The sequence below is a fragment of the Streptomyces sp. NPDC002467 genome (assembly GCF_042889825.1).
In the GTDB taxonomy this organism is placed as follows: domain Bacteria; phylum Actinomycetota; class Actinomycetes; order Streptomycetales; family Streptomycetaceae; genus Streptomyces.
This window is the reverse complement of record NZ_JBIARJ010000020.1, coordinates 17,128-36,646: the sequence shown is the minus strand read 5'-3', so window position 1 is coordinate 36,646 and position 19,519 is coordinate 17,128. Positions and strand designations below refer to the sequence as shown.

Here is a 19,519-nt window from a genome sequence, read left to right as displayed (position 1 = left end):
TCCTTTTTCAGTTTTTTGGAGTCTCCCCACCATGACGAGCGCCGAGCAGAACGAGAAGCAGTCACTGGTCGGGGAGGAGTACGAGGTCGAGGTCGGCCCCGTCGCGCACGGTGGTCACTGCATCGCCCGCACCGCCGACGGCCGCGTCCTGTTCGTCCGCCACACCCTGCCCGGCGAGAAGGTCGTCGCGAAGGTCACCGAGGGCGACGTGGACTCCCGCTTCCTCCGCGCGGACGCGATCACCGTCCTCACGGCCTCCAAGGACCGCGTCGAGGCCCCCTGCCCGTACGCCGGCCCCGGCAAGTGCGGCGGCTGCGACTGGCAGCACGCCAAGCCCGGCGCCCAGCGCCGGCTCAAGGGCGAGGTCGTCGCCGAGCAGCTGAAGCGGCTCGCCGGCCTCACCCCGGAGGAGGCGGGCTGGGACGGCACCGTCATGCCCGCCGAGGGCGACAAGCTGCCAGCCGGACAGGTGCCCCAGTGGCGCACCCGCGTGCAGTTCGCCATCGACGAGGACGGCAACGCCGGCCTGCGCAAGCACCGCTCGCACGACATCGAGCTGATCGACCACTGCATGATCGCGGCGCCGGGCGTCTCGGAACTCGGCATCGAGAAGCAGGACTGGCCCCAGATGGCCACGGTCGAGGCCATCGCCGCGACCGGCTCCCAGGACCGCCAGGTCGTCCTCACCCCGCGCCCCGGCGGCCGCCTGCCCCTCGTGGAGCTCGACAAGCCGGTCTCCGTCCTCCGCGTGGAGGAGAAGGACGGCGGCGTCCACCGCGTCCACGGCCGCCCGTTCGTCCGCGAGCGCGCCGACGGCCGTACGTACCGGGTCGGCATGGGCGGCTTCTGGCAGGTCCACCCGCAGGCCGCGGACACCCTGATCAAGGCCGTCATGCAGGGCCTGATGCCGCGCAAGGGCGAGATGGCCCTCGACCTCTACTGCGGCGTCGGCATTTTCGCGGGCGCCCTCGCGGAACGCCTGGGCGAGACCGGCGCCGTCCTCGGCATCGAGTCGACGAAGCGCGCGGTGGAGGACGCCCGCCACAACCTGGCCGACTTCCCCCGCGTCCGCATCGAGCAGGGCAAGGTCGAAACCGTCCTCCCGAAGACCGGCATCACGGAGTGCGACCTGGTCGTCCTGGACCCCCCGCGCGCCGGCGCCGGCAAGCAGACGGTCCGCCACGTGGCCGGCCTCTCGGCCCGCCGCATCGCCTACGTGGCCTGCGACCCGGCGGCCCTGGCCCGCGACCTGGGCTACTTCAAGGACAACGGCTACCGCGTCCGCACGCTGCGGGTCTTCGACCTGTTCCCGATGACGCACCATGTGGAGTGCGTGGCGATCCTTGAGCCTGCCGAAAAGGGCCGCTGACCTGGCGTTTCTCCGAGTGTGCGCTATGGGCGTTACGTGCGTTAGGTGCGATATCTTGACGCATATTCGACGCACGTGACGCACGCTTGACGCATGAGCGACCCACTGCCTGATGGGTCGTTCATGTGTGGTTTGAGGCGGCCGGTCGGGGCACTCACGTGTGTGGAGGTGGTCCCCGCAGTGGGGTGGTGAGGCCGACAGCTGCGCGGTTGGCCGGTCCCGCCCCTTCGTTTCTCGGCCGTGACGTTCCGTGATGCTGGGCCGGGTATCCGGCGGAGGTCGTCTCGGGGGCCGTAGGGGCTCCACTGCCCGAGGAAGGCCTTCAGGTCGTCGGCTTGTGGTTCGGGGATGTCAGGCAGTCGGGGTGGTGTGCTCAGCGGGTCGAGGCGCTCGACGGTGGCTGCCGCCCAGTCGATCCATGCCTCGGATTCGGTTTGGGTCTGCCCCGGCGGTCGGGTGGCGTGGCGCCATGTGGCTTCTTGGGTTTCGAAGTGCTTGACGCGATACGCCTCGGTGTACTGGATACGGGCTTCTTCCATGGCGGCTTCCCAGAGGAGGCGTTTCTGACGTGCCGCTTCGATCTCGCCGAGACGTCTGCGTTCGGTGGCTTCGCCGCGAAGGGTGACCTCCTGTGCGATCTCGGCGAGCTGGTCTTCGAGGGGATGGTAGGGGTGTCGGCCCATTCACTTGCCCGGTGCTGCTGGCTGCCGCTGAGGACGAAGCGGAGGCGTTCGGACGGGGTGTAGTCGAAGCGGGGGATCCTGACCCAGGAGTGCGTCTTGGCCTCGGCGAGTTGTTATCAGTGGCGCTGTGCTTGGTGCGGTCCTGCTCCGGAGGTACCTCACGGTCTCGCCTTGTGCGGTGATGGTGAAGTGAGGAGATGCTCTGCGGCGTCGATGAGGCGGGGGTGCGGAGTCGGTTTCCCCTGCCGAACAGGGCTGTCCTTCGGTTTCGGCAGTCGTGACAAGTGCTGGATGAGTCGGAGAGCTCGTCCTTGGACGGGGAGGGTAGGCGCCGTGCGCCAGGTAATGCTGGCTGGCGGTCGTCAGGACGATGCTCCACTTGCCGCCCTTCCGATAGACCGTGACCAGGCCCCGGTTCTGCAGTGCCTGGCACGTGGTCTTGTAGGAGCTGCTCTCCCAGACGCACGCAGGGCACCCGGCTGCCACCCACTCAAGTGCCACAAGCTGACGTTCATTGACCGGCCGTTCCAATGGTCTGCCCTCGACTTATGGCTGACATGACTGGGCGGATGGTGTCAATGACAGTGGTGCAGGGCAGGTGCTGCGTGGTGGGTTCACCTGAAGGAGTAGCCAATGTCACCTTTACCCCCGCAGGATTCGAGCCTGCGCACGGCTCTGGAGAGGGCTTGACCACCTGGCATTGTCGCAGGTCACAGCTCTATAGATGGCCGTTCGGTGAGTATGGGTCCACGCATAGTCCACAGCTCGTAGCATGCGCGTGAGCAAAGCTCTGGTCAGAACGCTGGCGTTGCCGTGCCAACCGCTGAGGTCATGGGGGACTACGTGAGCACCATCGGAACACTGCATTGTTGTGCGGGGAAGTACCTGCAGAGCTACACAGATTCTCGGGGACCCAGAGCCTTTCATACATATGACTGGCAGGGTGATCCGGAACGACTGAGCCCGTTGGACTGCTTGGCGCTGGCTCTGCTGAGCGTTCGCATCGGCTATAAGCAGGTAGTCACGTTGTTCCGTCCTGATAGCCCGGGAGCTGAAGTCCTGCAAGCAATGGAAGCGGTGCTTGCGTCAGGCGTGCACGACGGATTTCTTGGACGTGACGCTGGACTCGTCGCCGGTCCTTGGTCTTTGGTCGATCCGTGCCTTGGTCGCTACAGGTGAAGCCGGTGGAACGTGGCTGCCTGGCTTTAAAGCTGTTGCCGTCACCAAGATCCTCCACCGTAAGCGGCCTAACCATGTGCCGATTTTCGACAGCAGCGTCTACCAGTTCTACCTCGGTAACAAACCGGTCCCCGGAGCCTACGAAGACACCCCCCGCCGCTTGTGGCCGCTTCCAGCAAGCAGACCTACACCGTCACCGGGGTTGGATCGCAGGCTTCATCGTGCCCATCCGCACGCCTGGCGAGAGTTTCTCTCAGCCTTCTTCGAGCGGCAGGCATCATTATCTGGGAGCATATGGCCAGCGGATGCGACATATGACAGTGCTCTGCTGGCGCGGGGGCTATGTTCGTTGTTGCATTAGCGCGCCGGGCGGGTGTTTTCTACCCTGCTGGTGGTGTTGTTACGTGGACGCAGGTGTCTGATATGCAGCAAATCTGGGGTAGTGAGCGTCGCCGGACGGCGATCGGGCGGATGGCGTTGTCAGTGCCCGCACGGCGGGCGTTGGCGGACCGCCAATTGATGCCTGAGCGAACGGTCCTCGACTACGGCTGTGGCCGTGGCGACGACGTCAGAGCATTGCAGCAACTGGACTGCCGGGTGGTGGGGTGGGACCCGTATTACCGCTCCGACACACAACTGGTCACGAGCGATGTGGTGTTGCTGACCTATGTGTTGAACGTGATCGAGGATCCGGCAGAGCGGCGGCAGACCCTAGAGAAGGCGTGGGAGCTGACCTCGACGCTGCTAGTTGTCTCAGCGCGGCTGACATGGGAGAAGTCGAAGGTTCGCGGTCAGGAGTACGGTGACGGGCTGCTGACGAGCCGGCAGACGTTCCAACATCTGTACGCCGCGAGTGAGCTACGGGAGTACGTGGAGCAGGTGACCGGTGCGCGAGTGGTGGCGACTGCGCCCGGAGTTGTCTACGCGTTCCGGGACGAGGGTGCCCGTCTGAGTTATCTGGCACAGCGTGTGATCCCGGATGCCGAGTGGCTTGCCTCCGAGGACACTGCCTCGGCAGTGACCGCGGTGGTGGATTTCTTCGAGCGTAGGGGACGTGCGCCGCGTATTGAGGAGATGCCGCGGACTGTTGCGGAGCTGTTGGCTCACCTGCGTCCCGGCGAGGTCAAGCGCTTGGTGCGGGAGGGGGCTGATCCTGAGCGGGCCATTGCAGGGGCTAAACGATCGACGCTGAACACGTTGCTCTACCTGGCGGTGGAGCTGTTCAACGGTCGGGGGCCGTTCGGGAGTCTGCCTGCGGGCCTGCAGCAGGACGTGCGTACGTTCTTCCGCTCCTACAAGGAAGCGTGTCAGCGGGCTGACCGGCTGTTGTTCAAGCTCCGTGATGACAGTTATGTGCGCAATTCCATGAATGCCTCCGTCGCAGGCAAAGTGACACCGACGGCTCTGTATGTGCATCGACGCACGCTGGAGCGAATTCCGACGGTATTGCGCTTGTATGAGCACTGCGCATCGATCGCTGCCGGTCGCCCGGAGCAGTGGACAGTGGCAAAGCTCAAGCATCAGGGGCGAGCGGTGTCGTGGCTGGATTACCCGGACTTTGACAGAGACCCGCATCCACGGATCCGGTCCTCCTACATGGTGGACCTGCAGACGCTTCAGGCTTCCCATCTTTCCTATGAGGGCTCGGCCAACCGCCCCCTATTGCACCGAAAGCATGAGTTTCTGGCACCGGACGATCCGGACGTACCGCGATACCGCCGGTTGGCTGAGTCTGAGATGCGGGCAGGCTTGTATGAACGGCCACACCTGATTGGGACCGAGAAGGGGTGGGAGGCCGAGCTCGTCAGATGCGGCCGGCAGATGCGCGGGCACCGGCTGGTGCGCCGCACAGAGGATTAGGACTGATCAGCTGTCTTCAGGCTGCATGTGGGCGATGGTCTCGGCGATGGGTAGCGGATCGAAGTCTTTTGTTTGTGGAGGGAACCAGGAAAACCGCAGCCCGTTGGCGGCCACGTCGTCGGGAAGGCCCATCGCCTGGAGCACGTGGCTAGGGGTGTAGGAGGCGCTGGTGCACGCCGACCCTGTTGCGATGGCGACCTGGTCCTTGAGTCTGACGATCAGTGCTTCAGCGTTGAGCTGGTCGAAGGAGACGTTGAGGATGTGCGGCACGGTATGTGCCTGATCTCCGTTGAAGCGGAAGCGCGTCTTGCCGAGTGCTTCCAAGATCTGCTCGCGCATCGCTCGCGCGTCGCGATCCCAGTTGTCCCGGCTCTCGTGGAAGATCTTCGCGGCCTCGTAGAGGCCCATGATCAGAGGGACGGGGAGGGTTCCGGGGCGCAACTTCCTCTCCTGGCCGCCGCCGAACATGATCGGTTCCAGTGGCGCCTTGTCCCAGCCGCGACGTCGTGTAATGAGGGCTCCGACACCCTTTGGTGCACCGATCTTGTGGCCGCTGATGCTGATCAGGTCGATTGGCGCAGACAGGTCACCGGCGATCTTGCCGTATCCCTGAGCGGCGTCCACGTGCAGGTAGGTTGGCGTGGTCCGCAGGCGCTCGGCCAGCTCGGAGACCGGCTGGATGACCCCGGTCTCGTTGTTGACGTGCATCAGAGACACCGCGAGCGTGTCGGGGCGCAGGCGCTCCATCACCTGCTCGAAGGTGATACGGCCGGACGCGCCTGGCTCAAGAAAGTCCACAGTGAAGCCGCGGGTCTCCGCGAGGTGCGCCAGGGGCTCGAGGACGGCCTTGTGCTCGATGGCGGACGTGATGATGTGCTTTCGACCAGTGCGCTCGCCGAAGGGGGCCAGACCGAGCAGGGCGATGTTGTTGGACTCCGTGGCCCCGCTGGTGAAGATTACTTCCTCGGTCTTGGCGCCCACGGTGCTTGCGAGGAAGGAACGGGCTTGCTGGACCGCCTTCTTGGCGCGGGCGCCGTACTCGTGGGTGCGGCTGCCGGCGTTGCCGAAGTCTTCGGTCATCCAGTGCAGGACGACATCAGCGACCCTGGGGTCCACCCGTGTCGTCGCCGCCACATCCAGATACGCCACCACGGCGCTCACCCGCCTCTTTGCACGCTTCCGCTACAGGTTGTACGTCAAGTGATTAACGTACACGCTCGACCGTGGTGCACGAAGCCAGCATCCCACGACGTTGACGCCGTATCTGCGGTACTTCCGCCCGGGGCAGCCTGGGCTCCAGGCGCATCACGCGGAGGAGCGATACGTCATTTCGCATGCTTGAGTACGTCGAGGTGAAAGCGGCGTACGTTTCTCAGGAGACGTACGAGCACGCTAGAGTGCACGGGTGCAGACTGAAGCGGTGAGCAAGGCTGCGGGGCGGACTGCCTCGCGGGCGTCAACGGGTTTCGAATACAACTTCCCTGCGATCCGTGGAGTGCAGGCGGGGCGGGAGTTCTATGCGTCGATGTGCCCGCTGCGGCTCATCCCGAAGATCTTCCTCTTCGACGAAGATGATCTCTCCGCGGAGCTGAGAGCCCAGCGGGTGCTCAACAAGGGGCGCCTGCCTGCGCTCGCCCGCTACATCTTGGACAACCCCGACGACTACGTCTTCAGCGCCCTGACCGCCTCCGTGGACGGGGACATGGTGTTCGACAGTCAGGGTGCAGAAGGATCTGCACACCGCACAGGGCAACTGCGCATCCCCATGGACGCGCGCTTCCTCATCAACGACGGACAGCATCGCCGGGCTGCCATCGAGCTGGCGTTGAAGGGGAACCCCGATCTCGGGGATGAGACCATCGCCGTCGTCTTCTTCCATGACGCGGGTCTCTCCCGCTCCCAGCAGATGTTCGCCGACCTCAACCGGCACGCGGTCCGCCCGGCGCGCTCCATCGGCGTCTTGTACGACCACCGCGACGTCAACGCTCAGATCACCCGCACCCTCACCGAACGCTCGGCCGTCTTCAAGGGCTTCGTGGAGATGGAGAAGAGCACGCTCTCCGCCCGCTCGCGCAAGCTGTTCACTCTCAGCGCCCTCTACTACGGCAACCAGTCCCTCCTGCAGGGGCTCGACCTCAAGCAAGACGAGGCGACCAAGCTGGCGCAGTCGTTCTGGGAAGTCATCAACGACACCTTGGCGGAATGGGGAATGGTGCGCAGCAAGCAGCTCTCCGCCCAGGAGATGCGCCGCGACTTCATCCACAGCCACGGCATTGCCCTGCATGCGTTGGGCCGCGTCGGCAACTCACTCCTGCGGGGGCCCGTCAAGCCGGCCACGTGGAAGAAGCGGCTGCTTCCGCTGAAGGACGTGGACTGGTCTCGCGCCAACATCGACTGGGAGGGGCGCGCCATCGTCGGCGGCCGCGTTTCCAAAAGTCATCAAAACGTGACACTGACCGTTAACTACCTGCGTAAGCACCTGGGGCTCGAGCTGAGCCCGGAAGAGCAGCGCGTGGAAGATGCATACCTGCGAGGCGAGGCATGACCACCATCCCCCTCAACCTCGGGCTCACCCCCGTACGCCGCAAGCCGTTCGACGGACGCTCCCTGGAGGAGGTCGTCACCGAACTGACGGAGGAGATTCGCGAGCTCTACACCGCTGACGAGGTGCCCTGGGTCATCGGCTACAGCGGCGGCAAGGACTCCACCGCCGTCCTGCAGCTGGTGTGGATGGCCCTGAAGGACCTGCCCGCCGAGCAGCGCACCAAGACCGTGCACGTCATTTCCACCGACACGCTGGTGGAAAACCCGGTCGTCGCCGCGTGGGTATCCGCCTCCCTGGGCACCATGCAGGACGCAGCACAGGCGCAGGACCTCCCGATCGAGCCGCACCGCCTTACTCCGGAGATAAAGGACACCTTCTGGGTGAATCTGATCGGCCGCGGCTACCCTGCCCCGCGCCCGAAGTTCCGCTGGTGCACCGAGCGTTTGAAGATTAAGCCGTCGAACTCCTTCATCCGCAGCGTGGTCGCCGCTCACGGTGAGGCGATCATGGTCCTGGGCATCCGCAAGGCGGAGAGTCAAGCCCGCGCCCGCGCAATGGAAAAGCACGAGAAGCGACGCGTCCGCGACCGCCTCTCGCCCAACGCCAACCTGCCCAACTCCCTCGTCTACAGCCCCGTTGAGGCCTGGACCAACGACGACGTGTGGGAGTTCCTGATGCAGAAGCCCAACCCCTGGGGCTACAACAATCAGGACCTGCTCACCATGTACCAGGGCGCCTCCGGCGACGGCGAATGCCCACTCGTGGTCGACTCCAGCACCCCCTCCTGCGGCTCCAGCCGCTTCGGCTGCTGGACCTGCACCCTCGTCGAAGAAGACAAGTCCATGTCCGCGATGATCCAAAACGACGAGGAAAAGGAGTGGATGCTCCCCCTGCTGGAGCTCCGCAACAAGCTCGACGCCCCCTTTGGCCACTACGAAGAGGGCGACCCCGACCTCCCGCCTGGCCGCAAGGCACCCTTCCCGCGCCCGGACAAGCCCGCTCGTGACTTCCGCCGAATGAACGGCAAGGTCATGCTGTTCAACGACGGCGCCATCCACGGCCCCTACCTGCAGTCCTACCGCGAGGAGTGGCTGCAGGAACTGCTCAGGGCCCAGACCTGGATCCGTGGCCACGCCCCCGAGCACGTGCAGAACATCGAACTGATCACGATCGACGAGCTGCACGAGATCCGCCGCATCTGGGTGTTCGACAAGCACGAGGTCGAAGACACCCTGCCGCGGATCTACCAGGAAACCACCGGCGAGCCCTTCCCTGGTGGCCCGCTCGACGAACAGCTCGTCATGGGCTCCGACGAGATGGACGTCCTCAAGCAGGTCTGCGACGGCGACGACCTGCACTACAACATGGTCCGCGAACTCCTTGCCGTCGAACGGAAATACCGCACCATGGCCCGCCGCTCCGGTCTCTTCCAAGCACTCGAGCAGGCTGTGCAAAAGGGCTACTACGAAGACCATGAAGATGCCGTGGAATTCGCCACACGCAAGAAGAAGTGGCGTGACGACATCGCCGAGAACCTGACCTTCGACGACGAAAACGAACTTGATGCTCCTGCGTAAGATCACCCTCGAAGAATTCGGGGCCTACCGCGGAAGGCAGTCTCTCGACCTCACCCCCAAGAAGAACAAGCCGATCATCCTGATCGGCGGTCTGAACGGGTGCGGCAAGACGACGCTGCTCGACGCCATCCAGCTGGCGCTCTACGGCAACCGGGCGCGCTGCAGCGGGCGCGGCACCAAGGCGTACGAGACGTACCTGCGCGAAAGCATCAACCGTAAGGCCGATCCCAGCCGCGGTTCTGCCATCACCCTCGAGTTCACCGTCATGGCTGGCGGGCACGAGCACTACTACCGTGTCGTCCGCAGCTGGCACATCGGCGGTAAGACCCTCAAAGAGTTCCTCAACGTCTACGTTGACGAGACCTACGGCCAGCGGGTGAAGGCGCAGCCCAGCGCTGTGCCAGAGAGCAAGTTCAACCGGCTTCTCAGCGAGGGCTGGGCCGACCACGTCGAGTCCCTGTTGCCGCTGGAGATCGCCTCCCTCGCCTTCTTCGACGGCGAGAAGATCGAATCGCTGGCCAACCCCGAACGGGCAGCGTCCGTCATTGAGTCGGCCGTGCACTCCCTGCTGGGCGTCAGCACTGTCCAGCAGCTGCGCAACGACCTTCTGGCCCTGCAGCGCCGCCAGAAACTCTCCGACGAAGAACAACACCTCCTCGACAACATCCGTGCCCAGGAAGCCGAACGCGACGCGGCGCTGGCCCAGCATGACGTCGCCTATCAGGAACTGGCCCAGTCCCGCAGCGAGCTCGGCAAGGCGCAGCGCACGCTGGAGAGCTTGGAGAAGACGTTCGCCGACGAGGGGGGCGAGCTGTTCACCCGGCGGGTGGAGCTGGAGAACGACAAGAAGCAGACCGTGGCCCAACTGGCCCAGGTGCGGGGCGAACTCACGCAACTTGCCGCAGGGCCGCTGCCGCTGCTGATGGTCAAGCCGCTCCTGGACGACGTGCGCCGCCAAGCCGACAGCGAGCAGGAAGCCCAGCAGTCCGCCCAGGTCCTTGAAGTTCTGGAAGAACGCGACCAGTGGCTGCTGGACCTGCTCCCCGACGCAGCCCGCGCCGAGGTCATAGAGCAACTGGAGGGCGACCGCGCCGAGCGTGCCGCCCGCACCCAGCTGTCGGTGGATCTGCGCCTGCCGCACGACGCACTTGCCCAGCTCTCCGTCCTCGATGAACTCCTCAAGCGGGACATCGAGCGCTCCGCTCAGCTGCTCGAGCGAGCGGCGGAGCTGGCCGAGCAACTGGACCAGGTGGACCGGCAGCTCGCCGGCGTGCCTGCCCAGGACAAGGTCGAAGCCCTTCAGGTGGCGCGCGACGAGCAGATCGTGGAGGTTACCCGCCGCGAAGCCGCCCGCGACCGCGCCGAGGCCAAGTTGGAAGACCTCAAGCGACGCCGTGAGCACGTCACCACACTGCTAGAGCGTGCGCACAAGGAGTTCGTCCGCACCAAGGTCAAGGCGGAAGAAGTCGAACGGATCATCAGATACTCCGAGAAGGCCCGCGAGACGCTCGAGCGCTTCGGCTCCGCGCTCCTCAAGCGGCACATCAGCCGGCTCGAAGTAGCTGTCCTGCAGAGCTTCAAGGTCCTCATGCGCAAGCAGGCTCTCGTCCACGACCTGCGCATCGACACCGACAAGTTCACCCTCACTCTCACGGATGCCGACGGCGAGCCCATCGACCCGGCACGCCTGAGTGCAGGCGAGCGCCAGCTCCTGGCCGTCTCCCTGCTGTGGGGGCTGATGCGAGTCGCCGGCAACCGGCTGCCCAGCGTCATCGACACACCCCTGGGGCGACTCGACAGCCGCCACCGCGAACACCTCGTCGACCGCTACTTCCCCAACGCCAGCGACCAAGTCCTCCTGCTGTCCACGGACGAGGAGATCGACGAGTACCTGCTGGGCCGCCTGGAAAAGTCCATCGCCCACACCTACACGCTCGTCCACGACGACACCGAGTTCACCACTGCCGTCGTCGAGGGCTACTGGTGGAATGCAGGAGCCCAGAATGCCGGTTGACCACGTCCGCCTGTCCCAGCCGGCCAAGGACCGGCTGGTCTACCTCAAGCGCACCACCGGCATCACCCAGTGGAACGTGCTGTGCCGCTGGGCGCTGCTGCTGTCGCTGAAGGATCCCTCTACCCCGCTGGTGAAGGACATCGTCACCGACTCCAACGTCGAGATGAGCTGGAAGACCTTCGCCGGCCAGCACGGCGACCTCTATCTGGCCCTGCTCAAACAGCGCTGTGTAGCCATCGGTGAGGAGCCCACCGACGACAACGTCCAGCAGATGCTGACCGTCCACCTGCACCGCGGTATCGGCTACCTCGGCGCAGACAAGCAGATGGCCACGATCGAAGGCATGGTCGGCGTCGTCGTACCCGCCTGACCCGTCCCGCGTTTCTCCTCCGATTCCCCAAGCGCAATACCGCTTGGAGGGATCGGCATATGCACCCCCTGCGAGCTTGGCCCGCAGGGGGTGTTGCGCTTGCCCCTCCGTCAAGCCCGTGCCTCATCGTCCTTGCATGCAAGTCCCGTACAGGGCCGCGCTTGACGCAAGTAGCTTGTGTGATCATTTTGCGAAAGGTGTGATGGTCACGTATGTGCGAGTGGGGCGAATGCGCGCTGGCTGGCGGCGGGTGACTGCCGTGTAGGTCGGATACCGGTTTGTGTGCGAGCACATCGATGCCCGGCCGGGGGTTGAGGGCGGCGTCTGCAAGGCAACCGTAGCGGAGCATTTTTGCTGGTAGTAGCCCTGGTTGAGAAGACTCCCCGCGCTGGTCATGCGGGGACAGATGCGGCTTCAAGTGCCCAGGCGCGCTGCGTCCGATCGCGGTCGGTATGTGAGGGCAACCATCAGGGGCTCCCGCGTGTCAGCGTGATCGTCTACGCTAATTTTCCACAAAAGGCCGCAGACGCAACCTGCGGAGACATTGTCGTGTTTGGGGGAGAGGATCCAACATCGGTGAGGTGCGCATACACGCTGAGATCGTCAGTGACATCCTGCTGCGACATGCCGTGCCTGAGCAAGGGAGTCTTGCCGCTCTGCCCACGAGGACCGCACCGTGCGAGCAGGCCTGCAGGGTGCACGCTCGGACTGTCGCGCGGGTGAATGAGGCGGACTGGCGTTGAACTCTCTCCCACACAGGCGCTACTCCATGCTGGACGTCGACGAGGCTCCGGAGACTCCTGGTTTGTACGCCTGGTACGTGAGCTTCCGAGCGAGCCCGCATGACTGGAAGATGCAGCCCAGCCCCGAGGGCGACCAAGCCATCGAGGGATTTTTGCGCTTGCTTCGACGCTACGCGGGCTACTACGAGCCGCTGCCCATCTCCCTGCGTGGACGCGGCTCTTACGGCGCGGCATGGGAGGGTGACCTCGCGCTCGACACACCGCTGCGTCAGCCCGACGAAGAAGCCGACGTGCCTGCCGCGGAGGACGACAAGCGTCTGGCCATACTCATGGACTCGCTGGACAGTGAGGATAGACGGCGGGTGATGGCCACCATCTTGGAGATGGCGTCCCCGGTGTTCTCCTCACCGCTGTACATCGGTGTCGCGGAGAACCTGAGAGAGCGCCTGCGCAGCCACCGCCGTGATTTCACCAAGGCGTACGACTGGCTGCGTGAGCATCCCGAGGATGCCGCCGCGGTCCGGGCGAAAGGAAAGACGTTCGGCGCGCGGGCGGCTGCCCGCGACATGACCATGCGTCACCTCGAAGCCTGGGTGATCGATCTAGGTGATCAGGAAGACGACGCTGTGACTCTCAAGCATCTGCGCCAAACTGCACAGTCAGCAGAGTGGCTGCTGCACCGGCTGTACGCGCCCATCCTCGGAAGGCAATAGGAACACGATGTTCGGCTCAGGAACCAAACTCACCTTCCGCGACTACGTGCAGGGCACGTGGGGCACATTCGCCACGCCGGCAGGCCAGGTGGACTACATCATGACCAAGGCGCGGCTCGGCGAGGAGACCGACGACCCCGAGCGCCAGCTCACCAAGAGCCTGGCTCCCGTGCGTGAGGTCATGGAAGCCGGCGATCTGGACTTCAACCAGCTGCTGCAGCGTGACCTGGACGATCACCGCGTGGCGGTGAAGCTGATCCCCTACCTGCTGGATCTCAAGCCGACCGGACCTGCATTCCTGCCGCCCATCGTTGCAGTGCTGCTGCCCTTCCGCAGTAAGCGTCCCTCCCAGTTCGAACCGCTGGGCCAGCCCAGCGTGGTCACCGACGACGGGGCCCAGTGGCAGCAGGAGCAGGCAGGTACCGCCTTCCAGGTCCAGCGCCTAGTTGGCGACACCGGTCATCTCCACCCGGCTAGTGTCGGCAAGCTGTGGTGGAACAAGACTGAGGCGCAACTGGTCGTCCTTGACGGTCAGCATCGTGCCATGGCCCTCTTGGCCATCGAACGCACGATGACCAAGAGCTGGCAGAACTCCGGTGGCGCGCGTTTTCGCTCGTTCTACGAAAACCAGGTCCTTCAGGCGCTCGACGAATTCGGCGATGTCGATCTCAGTCGCATCGAAGTGCCTGTAACCGTGTGCTGGTTCCCCGACCAGACTGGTGAGACTGCGCGGCCTCATGAGGCTGCACGCAAGCTGTTCGTGGACGTCAACAAGGAAGCGCGTCCGCCGTCGGAGTCGCGCATCATCCTGCTGTCGGACGCTGAGCTTAGCAACGTGCTCACCCGCCGTGTGCTCAGCGAGCTACGCAACGACACGAGCGATGCGCTCCTGCCCATCTACGCCGTGGAGTACGACAACCCCGAGGTGAACTCCACTCGGCCAGCCCGATGGTCGGTGCTGACCAATATCCACCTGCTGAAGTTCGCAGTCGACCGCTGTGTTTTCGGCCCTCCGAAGTACCTGAGGAATGTCGCTCAGAAGATCGGCGGCCGACTCAGCCCGACGGAGCTGGACGCCTTCATGCAGGAGCAGCTGGACCTCGACAGCCTCCTGCCCGACCAGCTCGACGAAGGCGGCGTCACCTACCAGCGCGACAAGACCGGTAATACGGCGTTCCCTTTGGGCTGGATGGACGCCATCAGCGACCGGTTTGCCGCCACCTGGGGCAAGGCGATGCTCACCCTTTTGTCACGCACAGCTCCCTACGCTGCCCATGCCACTGCGCTGACGCAGCTGAAGGACGACTGGCACATAGACGACACCGGCCTCACTTTGGCACACGACGCTCTGTTCAGCGGGGTGGGTGTGTTCTGGACGCTGCGCGACAGCTACGAGCACTACCTGGACGGCAAGAACGCGGGCAGGAAGACCACCAAGTCCGATGTGATTCGCGCATGGGAGGCACTGAAGGGACGGGAGGAGATTTTCGAGACCTACCGGGCCCAGGCCTACCTGGACTCCGGCCGCAGTGCCGCCCTGAAGCAGTCGAAGGCCGCCTACGCCGTGTTCAACACCCACGCCTGCCAGCTGGGCATGATGATGACGCTCGGGTCGCTGTGGGAGCTGCGCAAGGACCAGCCCGGCGGCGCCGACATCAAGGACCTTCCGCAGTTCGCGGAGGAGCTGGTAAAGGCGTGGAACGCCTACTTCGCCCTGGAGGCGGGCAAGGCCAAGGACCGCAGGCTCGCCTTCAACAAGAACGAGATCGCCCACCCGCTGAACCAGATCGCCAACATGGACACCCCGCAGGCGGTCTACTTCCGCTACTTCTGGCTGCAGATACTGGATACCCCCCAGGCGTGGATGCATCTCTCGGACTGGTTTACCAACCGAGCTGCATTCGATGAAAAGCTCAGCACCGCGCGGGGCCTGTACCTGAGCCTGTGCCAGGACCAGCAGCTCAAAGCACTCAAAACCAGCCGGCCTGGTACCGCTGAGACGAAGCTGCGTGAGGAAGCCCAAAAGGCTGCCCGCACAGCGCTTGGCCGTGCCCTCAAGGAGTGGTTCTACGGCTCCGACGAGCCCTACAAGAACTGGCTGACACAGTTCGACAAGCACGGGGTGCCTGCGCCGGAACCACAAGAAGTGCAGGCAGAGAGCGAGCAGGGTGCAGCCGCCGCCGAGGAGATGGAGGACGAGCCGGTGACCAGTGTGAACGATCTTCTGAGTGAGTGATCTGTGCCCGCTGGCGACGGCCAACCACAGTCCTCGCCGCCTGGCACTGCAGTGTGGTTCACGCGTACGAACAGGGTGGGAAAAATGTCAGCTTCGCTCTCGTTGCTCAAGCCGACGTGGCACATCGTGTTGCCATGGCTGGAACAACTAGGGCCCGAGCAGGCCCTCGCACTTCAGCGGATGGGCGGCCCGGCGAATTGGTGGCTGCACGAGACGCCGGAAGAGACCAGCGCCCGCCGCCCCTACCTGGATGACGTCTTTGACCTGCTCGCTTCCTTCTTGGGCTGGGGCGATGAAGTTCAGTTGGACGCGCGACCCCTGTACCTGCTGCTTCCGTCGCTGCCGCAGCAGATGCCGACGGCAGAGCTGGAGCTGGAAACGACGGCGCTGGACGTCCTACAAGACGCAGGCGGTACAATCCTGGCCGACGTCGCCCTTCTGACGCCGTCGGCCATCGCGAGCCTTGCGAAGGTCCGCCATGAGATCAAGCGCGACATCCTTGCGGCCCTCGTGCGTGCCGCGGCCCTGTTTCCGCAGCCGGAACGAGTTCCGCACACGCCTTCGCCCTCCGAGCCGGAGAGCCCCGAGCACCCAGTCTCGAGATGGTTCATCTCACTCGACACCCGTCAGCAGGACCTGATCACCCTGCACCTGTGCGCTCATGCCCCGGTACCGGTCGACGAACTGGCCGGGCGCTACGGCAGCATGCGGTCATCGATGATGCGGTTGCTGGAGGAACTGCCTCAGGAGCTGCGGAGCGCAGCGCTGGCGTCCCCCAAGCTCGCCTGTGCTCTGAGAATGTTTGAGTCCGCGACGCAGACCCCTGTTACCCGCACCGATCTGGCAGAGCACCACCCCTGGCTCGCAGACTGTCTCCCCGGCAGCGAGGTGAGGGTGCTCGAGCTGTTGCTCGCCCTGCACTGGTCGGGAAGCGGCAATAGCGACTGGCTGTTCAGCGGCTCGCTGACGCATGCCCGCAAACTGACGCTCAACGCCCTGGGCCTGATGCCGGGCGAGACGTTGTCGCTGGCTGTGGCCACGCGGCTGCTACAGGATACCGGGCGTCCCCTCAAGGCCACCGAACCGTGGCTGGAGTACTGCGGGCTGCGTGTCGTCGGTGGCCGGCAGATCGAACTCGCGTCCGCACAGGAGCCCGTGTCCGCGCCCTCTCTGGCGGAAGCGGCAGACGTCCACTACGAACTGGCGCCTCCGCCCACCGCCGTGCCCGCCCCCCGTGATGGGCAAGCCGCAAGTACACCGTCTCCTGCTCCTTCGACTAGCACCGACCTTCCCGCGGAATTGGCGCCGGGCCGCGCGCCGCGCATGACGGACGTTCTCGAGGAGCTTCGCGTGTTCGCCTGTCAGCAGAGGCCAGGCGAACAGCTGGCCGAGCTGCTGAGGGACAGCGAGGAACTGCCCGAACCGCTGCGGACGCTAGTGGCACGCGCCCTTGTCGCGATCGCTACCCCAGACGGCTGGCAGCTGCCCGATGACGTCCCAGGGCCCGACACTCCAGACGATCACGCAACCCTGCCCAGCGAAGAGGGTGCGGCACCCGGAACTGTGCGCCACGTCCCGCCTACCGACCGCGCTCTGGCCGTACTCGAAGACCTTGGGCACCCCCTGGACTGGCCGTTGCTGGTCCATCGCGTAGGCACGGACGTGAACGCCCGCTCCCTGAAAGTGCAGCTGTCAAAGGACGACCGATTCGTGCGCAGCGACGTGAACTCCTGGGCGCTCGCCCAGTGGGGACTGCGCCCCTACACCAGTATCAAGGAACTGATCGCCCAGGAAGTGGACCGGGCTGGCGGTTCGATTCCCACCGACGACCTGGTCGCCCTCTTGACCCGCGAGTTCACCATTGCTGCCGCTAGCGTCCGTGTGTCCGCCTCGTCGTACCCATTCACCGCACGTAACGGTGTGGTCCGCCGGCTTAGCGATGTCCTTAGCGAACAGGACAGCGAACAGCCTGCAACTGACGCCCCCCGTCCCGACGACGATGGGCCGTCCGCGGACGACCTGATCAATCTCATGGGGCTGTGATGACCAGCCGTCACGACGGGCTGCGCGCAGCCGATCTACACGCCGACTACCGCAGCGACCGTTGCGACATTGTCGGCGACTTCTACCTCCCCGCCCTGGACGCTGCCGCTTCCTACGACCGCGCCGTTGGATACTTCAGCGCCTCGGTGCTGGCCGTCCTTGGGCAGGGGCTAGACGATTTCGCGGCACGTGGCGGCACGATGCGACTCATTGCCTCCCCTCAACTCGCCGCCGAGGACGTTGAGCAGATCCACGCCGGTTACGAGCTGCGTGCCGTGCTGGAGCAGGCTGCCGTGCGGGACATGAAACTTGCGGCCCAAGATCCGCGTGCAGCAAGTGGGTTGGACAAGCTCGGTCTGCTCATCGCCGATGGTCGCCTCGACATCAAACTTGCCTACATCAGCTCCTACGACCGCATCGGCATTTACCACGAGAAAATCGGCATCTTTCGCGACGATCAGGACCTGGTGGCCTTCAAAGGCAGCGCGAACGAGACCATGCCGGGTCTGGTCGGCAATTTCGAATCCATCGAGGTATTCCGCACTTGGGAGCCAGGCGACCGCATCCGGGCTGTACGTATCAGCCAGGACTTCGACGATCTGTGGGACGACCGCACCCCGCTGCTGCGCGTGCTCGATTTCACCGCGGCCGCTCACACGGTCATCCAGCGCTGTACCCCGGCTTCCGCACACGCGACGACTCAACTGCCCCCACTCGACGGCGCTCTGATTACTTTGCCGCGCCCGGAGACTGCCGGACGGCTGACGATCCCCGGCGAACTGGCGGTACGCGACTACCAGAAACAAGCTGTCGAGCGGTGGTTCGCGACCGGCGGCCGGGGCATCCTACGCATGGCCACCGGCACAGGTAAAACCCTCACTGCGCTGTCGGCCGCAGCCCAGCTGACCCGCGTCCTGCAAAAGCGAGACCAGTCACTGCTGACCGTCGTTATTGCCCCCTACCAGCACCTTGTCGACCAATGGTGCCAAGACGTCGCCTGGTTCGGGGTGCAGCCCATCCGGGCTTATGAATCCACCAGCAGCTGGTTCGGCAAGGCCTCCTCGCTCCTGGATGCACTAGCCCTGGGCAGCGCCCCAGGCGGTGTCCTGGTGACCACCAATGCCACCTTCGCAGCCGGCCCGATGCAGTCGATCTTGGCCCGCCATCGTGGCCGGCTCCTCGTCATTGCAGACGAGTGTCATAACCTCGGCGCCAAGCGCCTGCGCGAAAAGCTGCCCACCTCGGCCGCGTACCGGTTGGGGCTGTCAGCCACACCGGAACGCTGGTTCGACGACCAGGGCACCGAGGCATTGACCGACTACTTCGGCGGCGTCGTCTTCGAGATGGGCATCGGCGACGCCATCCGCGCCGGCGCCCTGTGCCGTTATACCTACACACCCGTCCTGGTCGAACTGGACGACGAGGAGGCATACCTCTACGCCGAGGTGACTGAGAAGATCGCCAAGATCATTGCGGCGGAGGGCCTCTCCCACGACACAGACGACGACAGCCCCTTGGGTCAACTGCTGCGGCGGCGCTCCAATATTCTCGGACACGCCCGCGCCAAACTCCCCGCCCTGCGCCGCGAGATCACCGAACGGCGCAACGACTGGTACCAGCTGCTGTACTGTGCCGAAGGCCGCCACCCCCTGTCCTATGATGGCGGCGACCCCCACGAGCCGACCCAACTACAGCAGGCACTAGCCATGGTCGGCGCCGAGCTGCGTATGCCCGCAGCCCCGTACACCGCCGAGACCAAACGCCCCGAACGTCGGCATTTGTTGCGCCAGTTCGCCACCGGCACTCAACTACAGGTCCTGTTGTCGATGAAGTGCCTCGACGAGGGAGTGGACGTGCCTGCCGCACGTACCGCCTACCTGCTGGCCAGCTCCTCCAACCCGCGCCAGTTCATTCAGCGCCGCGGGCGCGTCCTGCGCAAAGCGCCAGGAAAGGACCGCGCGGATATCGTCGACTTCATCGTCGTACCCCCCAGCGATGCGAGCGACCTGCAACGCGAGACCGAACGCCGCATGGTGGCCCGAGAGCTGGCACGGGTAACGGAGTTCGCCCGACTTGCCGACAATGAGGCACGCACGCTCGACCTCCTGCGCCCACTGCGCCTGCGCTACGGGCTCATGGACACCTGACAGCACTGTGCACGACCGACCAGCCCGACGTTGGAGAAGG

13 protein-coding genes are annotated in these 19,519 nt (G+C 64.8%); 12 read left to right on the top strand and 1 reads right to left on the bottom strand.

The features are described from left to right. Positions 1 to 31: 31 nt before the first annotated feature. The 4 genes from ACFYYJ_RS32775 (at position 32) to ACFYYJ_RS32760 (ending at position 5,091) form a co-directional block, all read left to right on the top strand. Entirely contained in the window at positions 32 to 1,369 is a 1,338-nt protein-coding gene (locus tag ACFYYJ_RS32775) for a class I SAM-dependent RNA methyltransferase (RefSeq protein WP_385128204.1), read from the top strand. 491 nt (positions 1,370 to 1,860) lie between these two features. Further along, positions 1,861 to 2,115, top strand: coding sequence for a hypothetical protein (locus tag ACFYYJ_RS32770; protein ID WP_389137780.1), 255 nt, complete (start codon positions 1,861 to 1,863; stop codon positions 2,113 to 2,115). A gap of 1,018 nt (positions 2,116 to 3,133) precedes the next feature. Next, positions 3,134 to 3,592, top strand: a complete 459-nt coding sequence (locus ACFYYJ_RS32765) for a DUF6308 family protein (protein ID WP_389137778.1) — start codon at positions 3,134 to 3,136, stop codon at positions 3,590 to 3,592. A gap of 62 nt (positions 3,593 to 3,654) precedes the next feature. After that, positions 3,655 to 5,091, top strand: coding sequence for a DNA phosphorothioation-associated putative methyltransferase (locus ACFYYJ_RS32760; protein ID WP_389137776.1), 1,437 nt, complete (start codon positions 3,655 to 3,657; stop codon positions 5,089 to 5,091). A 6-nt stretch (positions 5,092 to 5,097) separates the two neighbouring features. On the opposite strand, the gene dndA is transcribed toward ACFYYJ_RS32760, so the two are convergent. Then, positions 5,098 to 6,252, bottom strand: a complete 1,155-nt coding sequence (gene dndA, locus ACFYYJ_RS32755) for a cysteine desulfurase DndA (RefSeq protein ID WP_389137774.1) — start codon at positions 6,250 to 6,252, stop codon at positions 5,098 to 5,100. Between the two features lie 244 nt (positions 6,253 to 6,496). Here dndA and dndB point away from each other — a divergent pair, with 244 nt between their 5' ends. The 8 genes from dndB (at position 6,497) to ACFYYJ_RS32715 (ending at position 19,479) form a co-directional block, all read left to right on the top strand. Then, on the top strand, positions 6,497 to 7,636 hold the full coding sequence (dndB, locus tag ACFYYJ_RS32750) for a DNA sulfur modification protein DndB (protein ID WP_389137772.1): 1,140 nt from the start codon (positions 6,497 to 6,499) through the stop codon (positions 7,634 to 7,636). Continuing rightward, complete coding sequence (gene dndC / locus ACFYYJ_RS32745) at positions 7,633 to 9,213, top strand: DNA phosphorothioation system sulfurtransferase DndC (protein WP_389137770.1); 1,581 nt, start codon at positions 7,633 to 7,635, stop codon at positions 9,211 to 9,213. The genes dndB and dndC overlap by 4 nt, the downstream gene beginning before the upstream one ends. Beyond that, on the top strand, positions 9,200 to 11,227 hold the full coding sequence (gene dndD, locus ACFYYJ_RS32740) for a DNA sulfur modification protein DndD (protein ID WP_389137768.1): 2,028 nt from the start codon (positions 9,200 to 9,202) through the stop codon (positions 11,225 to 11,227). Before dndC ends, dndD begins: the two co-directional genes overlap by 14 nt. Beyond that, on the top strand, positions 11,217 to 11,597 hold the full coding sequence (gene dndE / locus ACFYYJ_RS32735; RefSeq protein WP_389137766.1) for a DNA sulfur modification protein DndE: 381 nt from the start codon (positions 11,217 to 11,219) through the stop codon (positions 11,595 to 11,597). The genes dndD and dndE overlap by 11 nt, the downstream gene beginning before the upstream one ends. 769 nt (positions 11,598 to 12,366) lie before the next feature. Then, entirely contained in the window at positions 12,367 to 13,053 is a 687-nt protein-coding gene (locus ACFYYJ_RS32730) for a GIY-YIG nuclease family protein (RefSeq protein ID WP_389137764.1), read from the top strand. Positions 13,054 to 13,060: 7 nt separating this feature from the next. Further along, complete coding sequence (locus ACFYYJ_RS32725) at positions 13,061 to 15,289, top strand: hypothetical protein (protein ID WP_389137762.1); 2,229 nt, start codon at positions 13,061 to 13,063, stop codon at positions 15,287 to 15,289. Positions 15,290 to 15,373: 84 nt separating this feature from the next. Then, positions 15,374 to 17,332 carry a hypothetical protein gene (locus tag ACFYYJ_RS32720; RefSeq protein WP_389137760.1) on the top strand — a complete coding sequence of 653 codons (1,959 nt, stop codon included), beginning with the start codon at positions 15,374 to 15,376 and terminating at the stop codon, positions 17,330 to 17,332. Beyond that, entirely contained in the window at positions 17,332 to 19,479 is a 2,148-nt protein-coding gene (locus ACFYYJ_RS32715; protein WP_389137758.1) for a DEAD/DEAH box helicase family protein, read from the top strand. Before ACFYYJ_RS32720 ends, ACFYYJ_RS32715 begins: the two co-directional genes overlap by 1 nt. Positions 19,480 to 19,519 lie beyond the last annotated feature (40 nt).

Coding starts and splice junctions, on each gene's coding strand:
- dndE (WP_389137766.1), top strand. CDS start 11,217: ATGCCGGTTGACCACGTCCGCCTGTCCCAGCCGGCCAAGGACCGGCTG.
- dndD (WP_389137768.1), top strand. CDS start 9,200: ATGCTCCTGCGTAAGATCACCCTCGAAGAATTCGGGGCCTACCGCGGA.
- ACFYYJ_RS32715 (WP_389137758.1), top strand. CDS start 17,332: ATGACCAGCCGTCACGACGGGCTGCGCGCAGCCGATCTACACGCCGAC.
- ACFYYJ_RS32720 (WP_389137760.1), top strand. CDS start 15,374: ATGTCAGCTTCGCTCTCGTTGCTCAAGCCGACGTGGCACATCGTGTTG.
- ACFYYJ_RS32730 (WP_389137764.1), top strand. CDS start 12,367: ATGCTGGACGTCGACGAGGCTCCGGAGACTCCTGGTTTGTACGCCTGG.
- ACFYYJ_RS32725 (WP_389137762.1), top strand. CDS start 13,061: ATGTTCGGCTCAGGAACCAAACTCACCTTCCGCGACTACGTGCAGGGC.
- ACFYYJ_RS32760 (WP_389137776.1), top strand. CDS start 3,655: ATGCAGCAAATCTGGGGTAGTGAGCGTCGCCGGACGGCGATCGGGCGG.
- dndC (WP_389137770.1), top strand. CDS start 7,633: ATGACCACCATCCCCCTCAACCTCGGGCTCACCCCCGTACGCCGCAAG.
- ACFYYJ_RS32775 (WP_385128204.1), top strand. CDS start 32: ATGACGAGCGCCGAGCAGAACGAGAAGCAGTCACTGGTCGGGGAGGAG.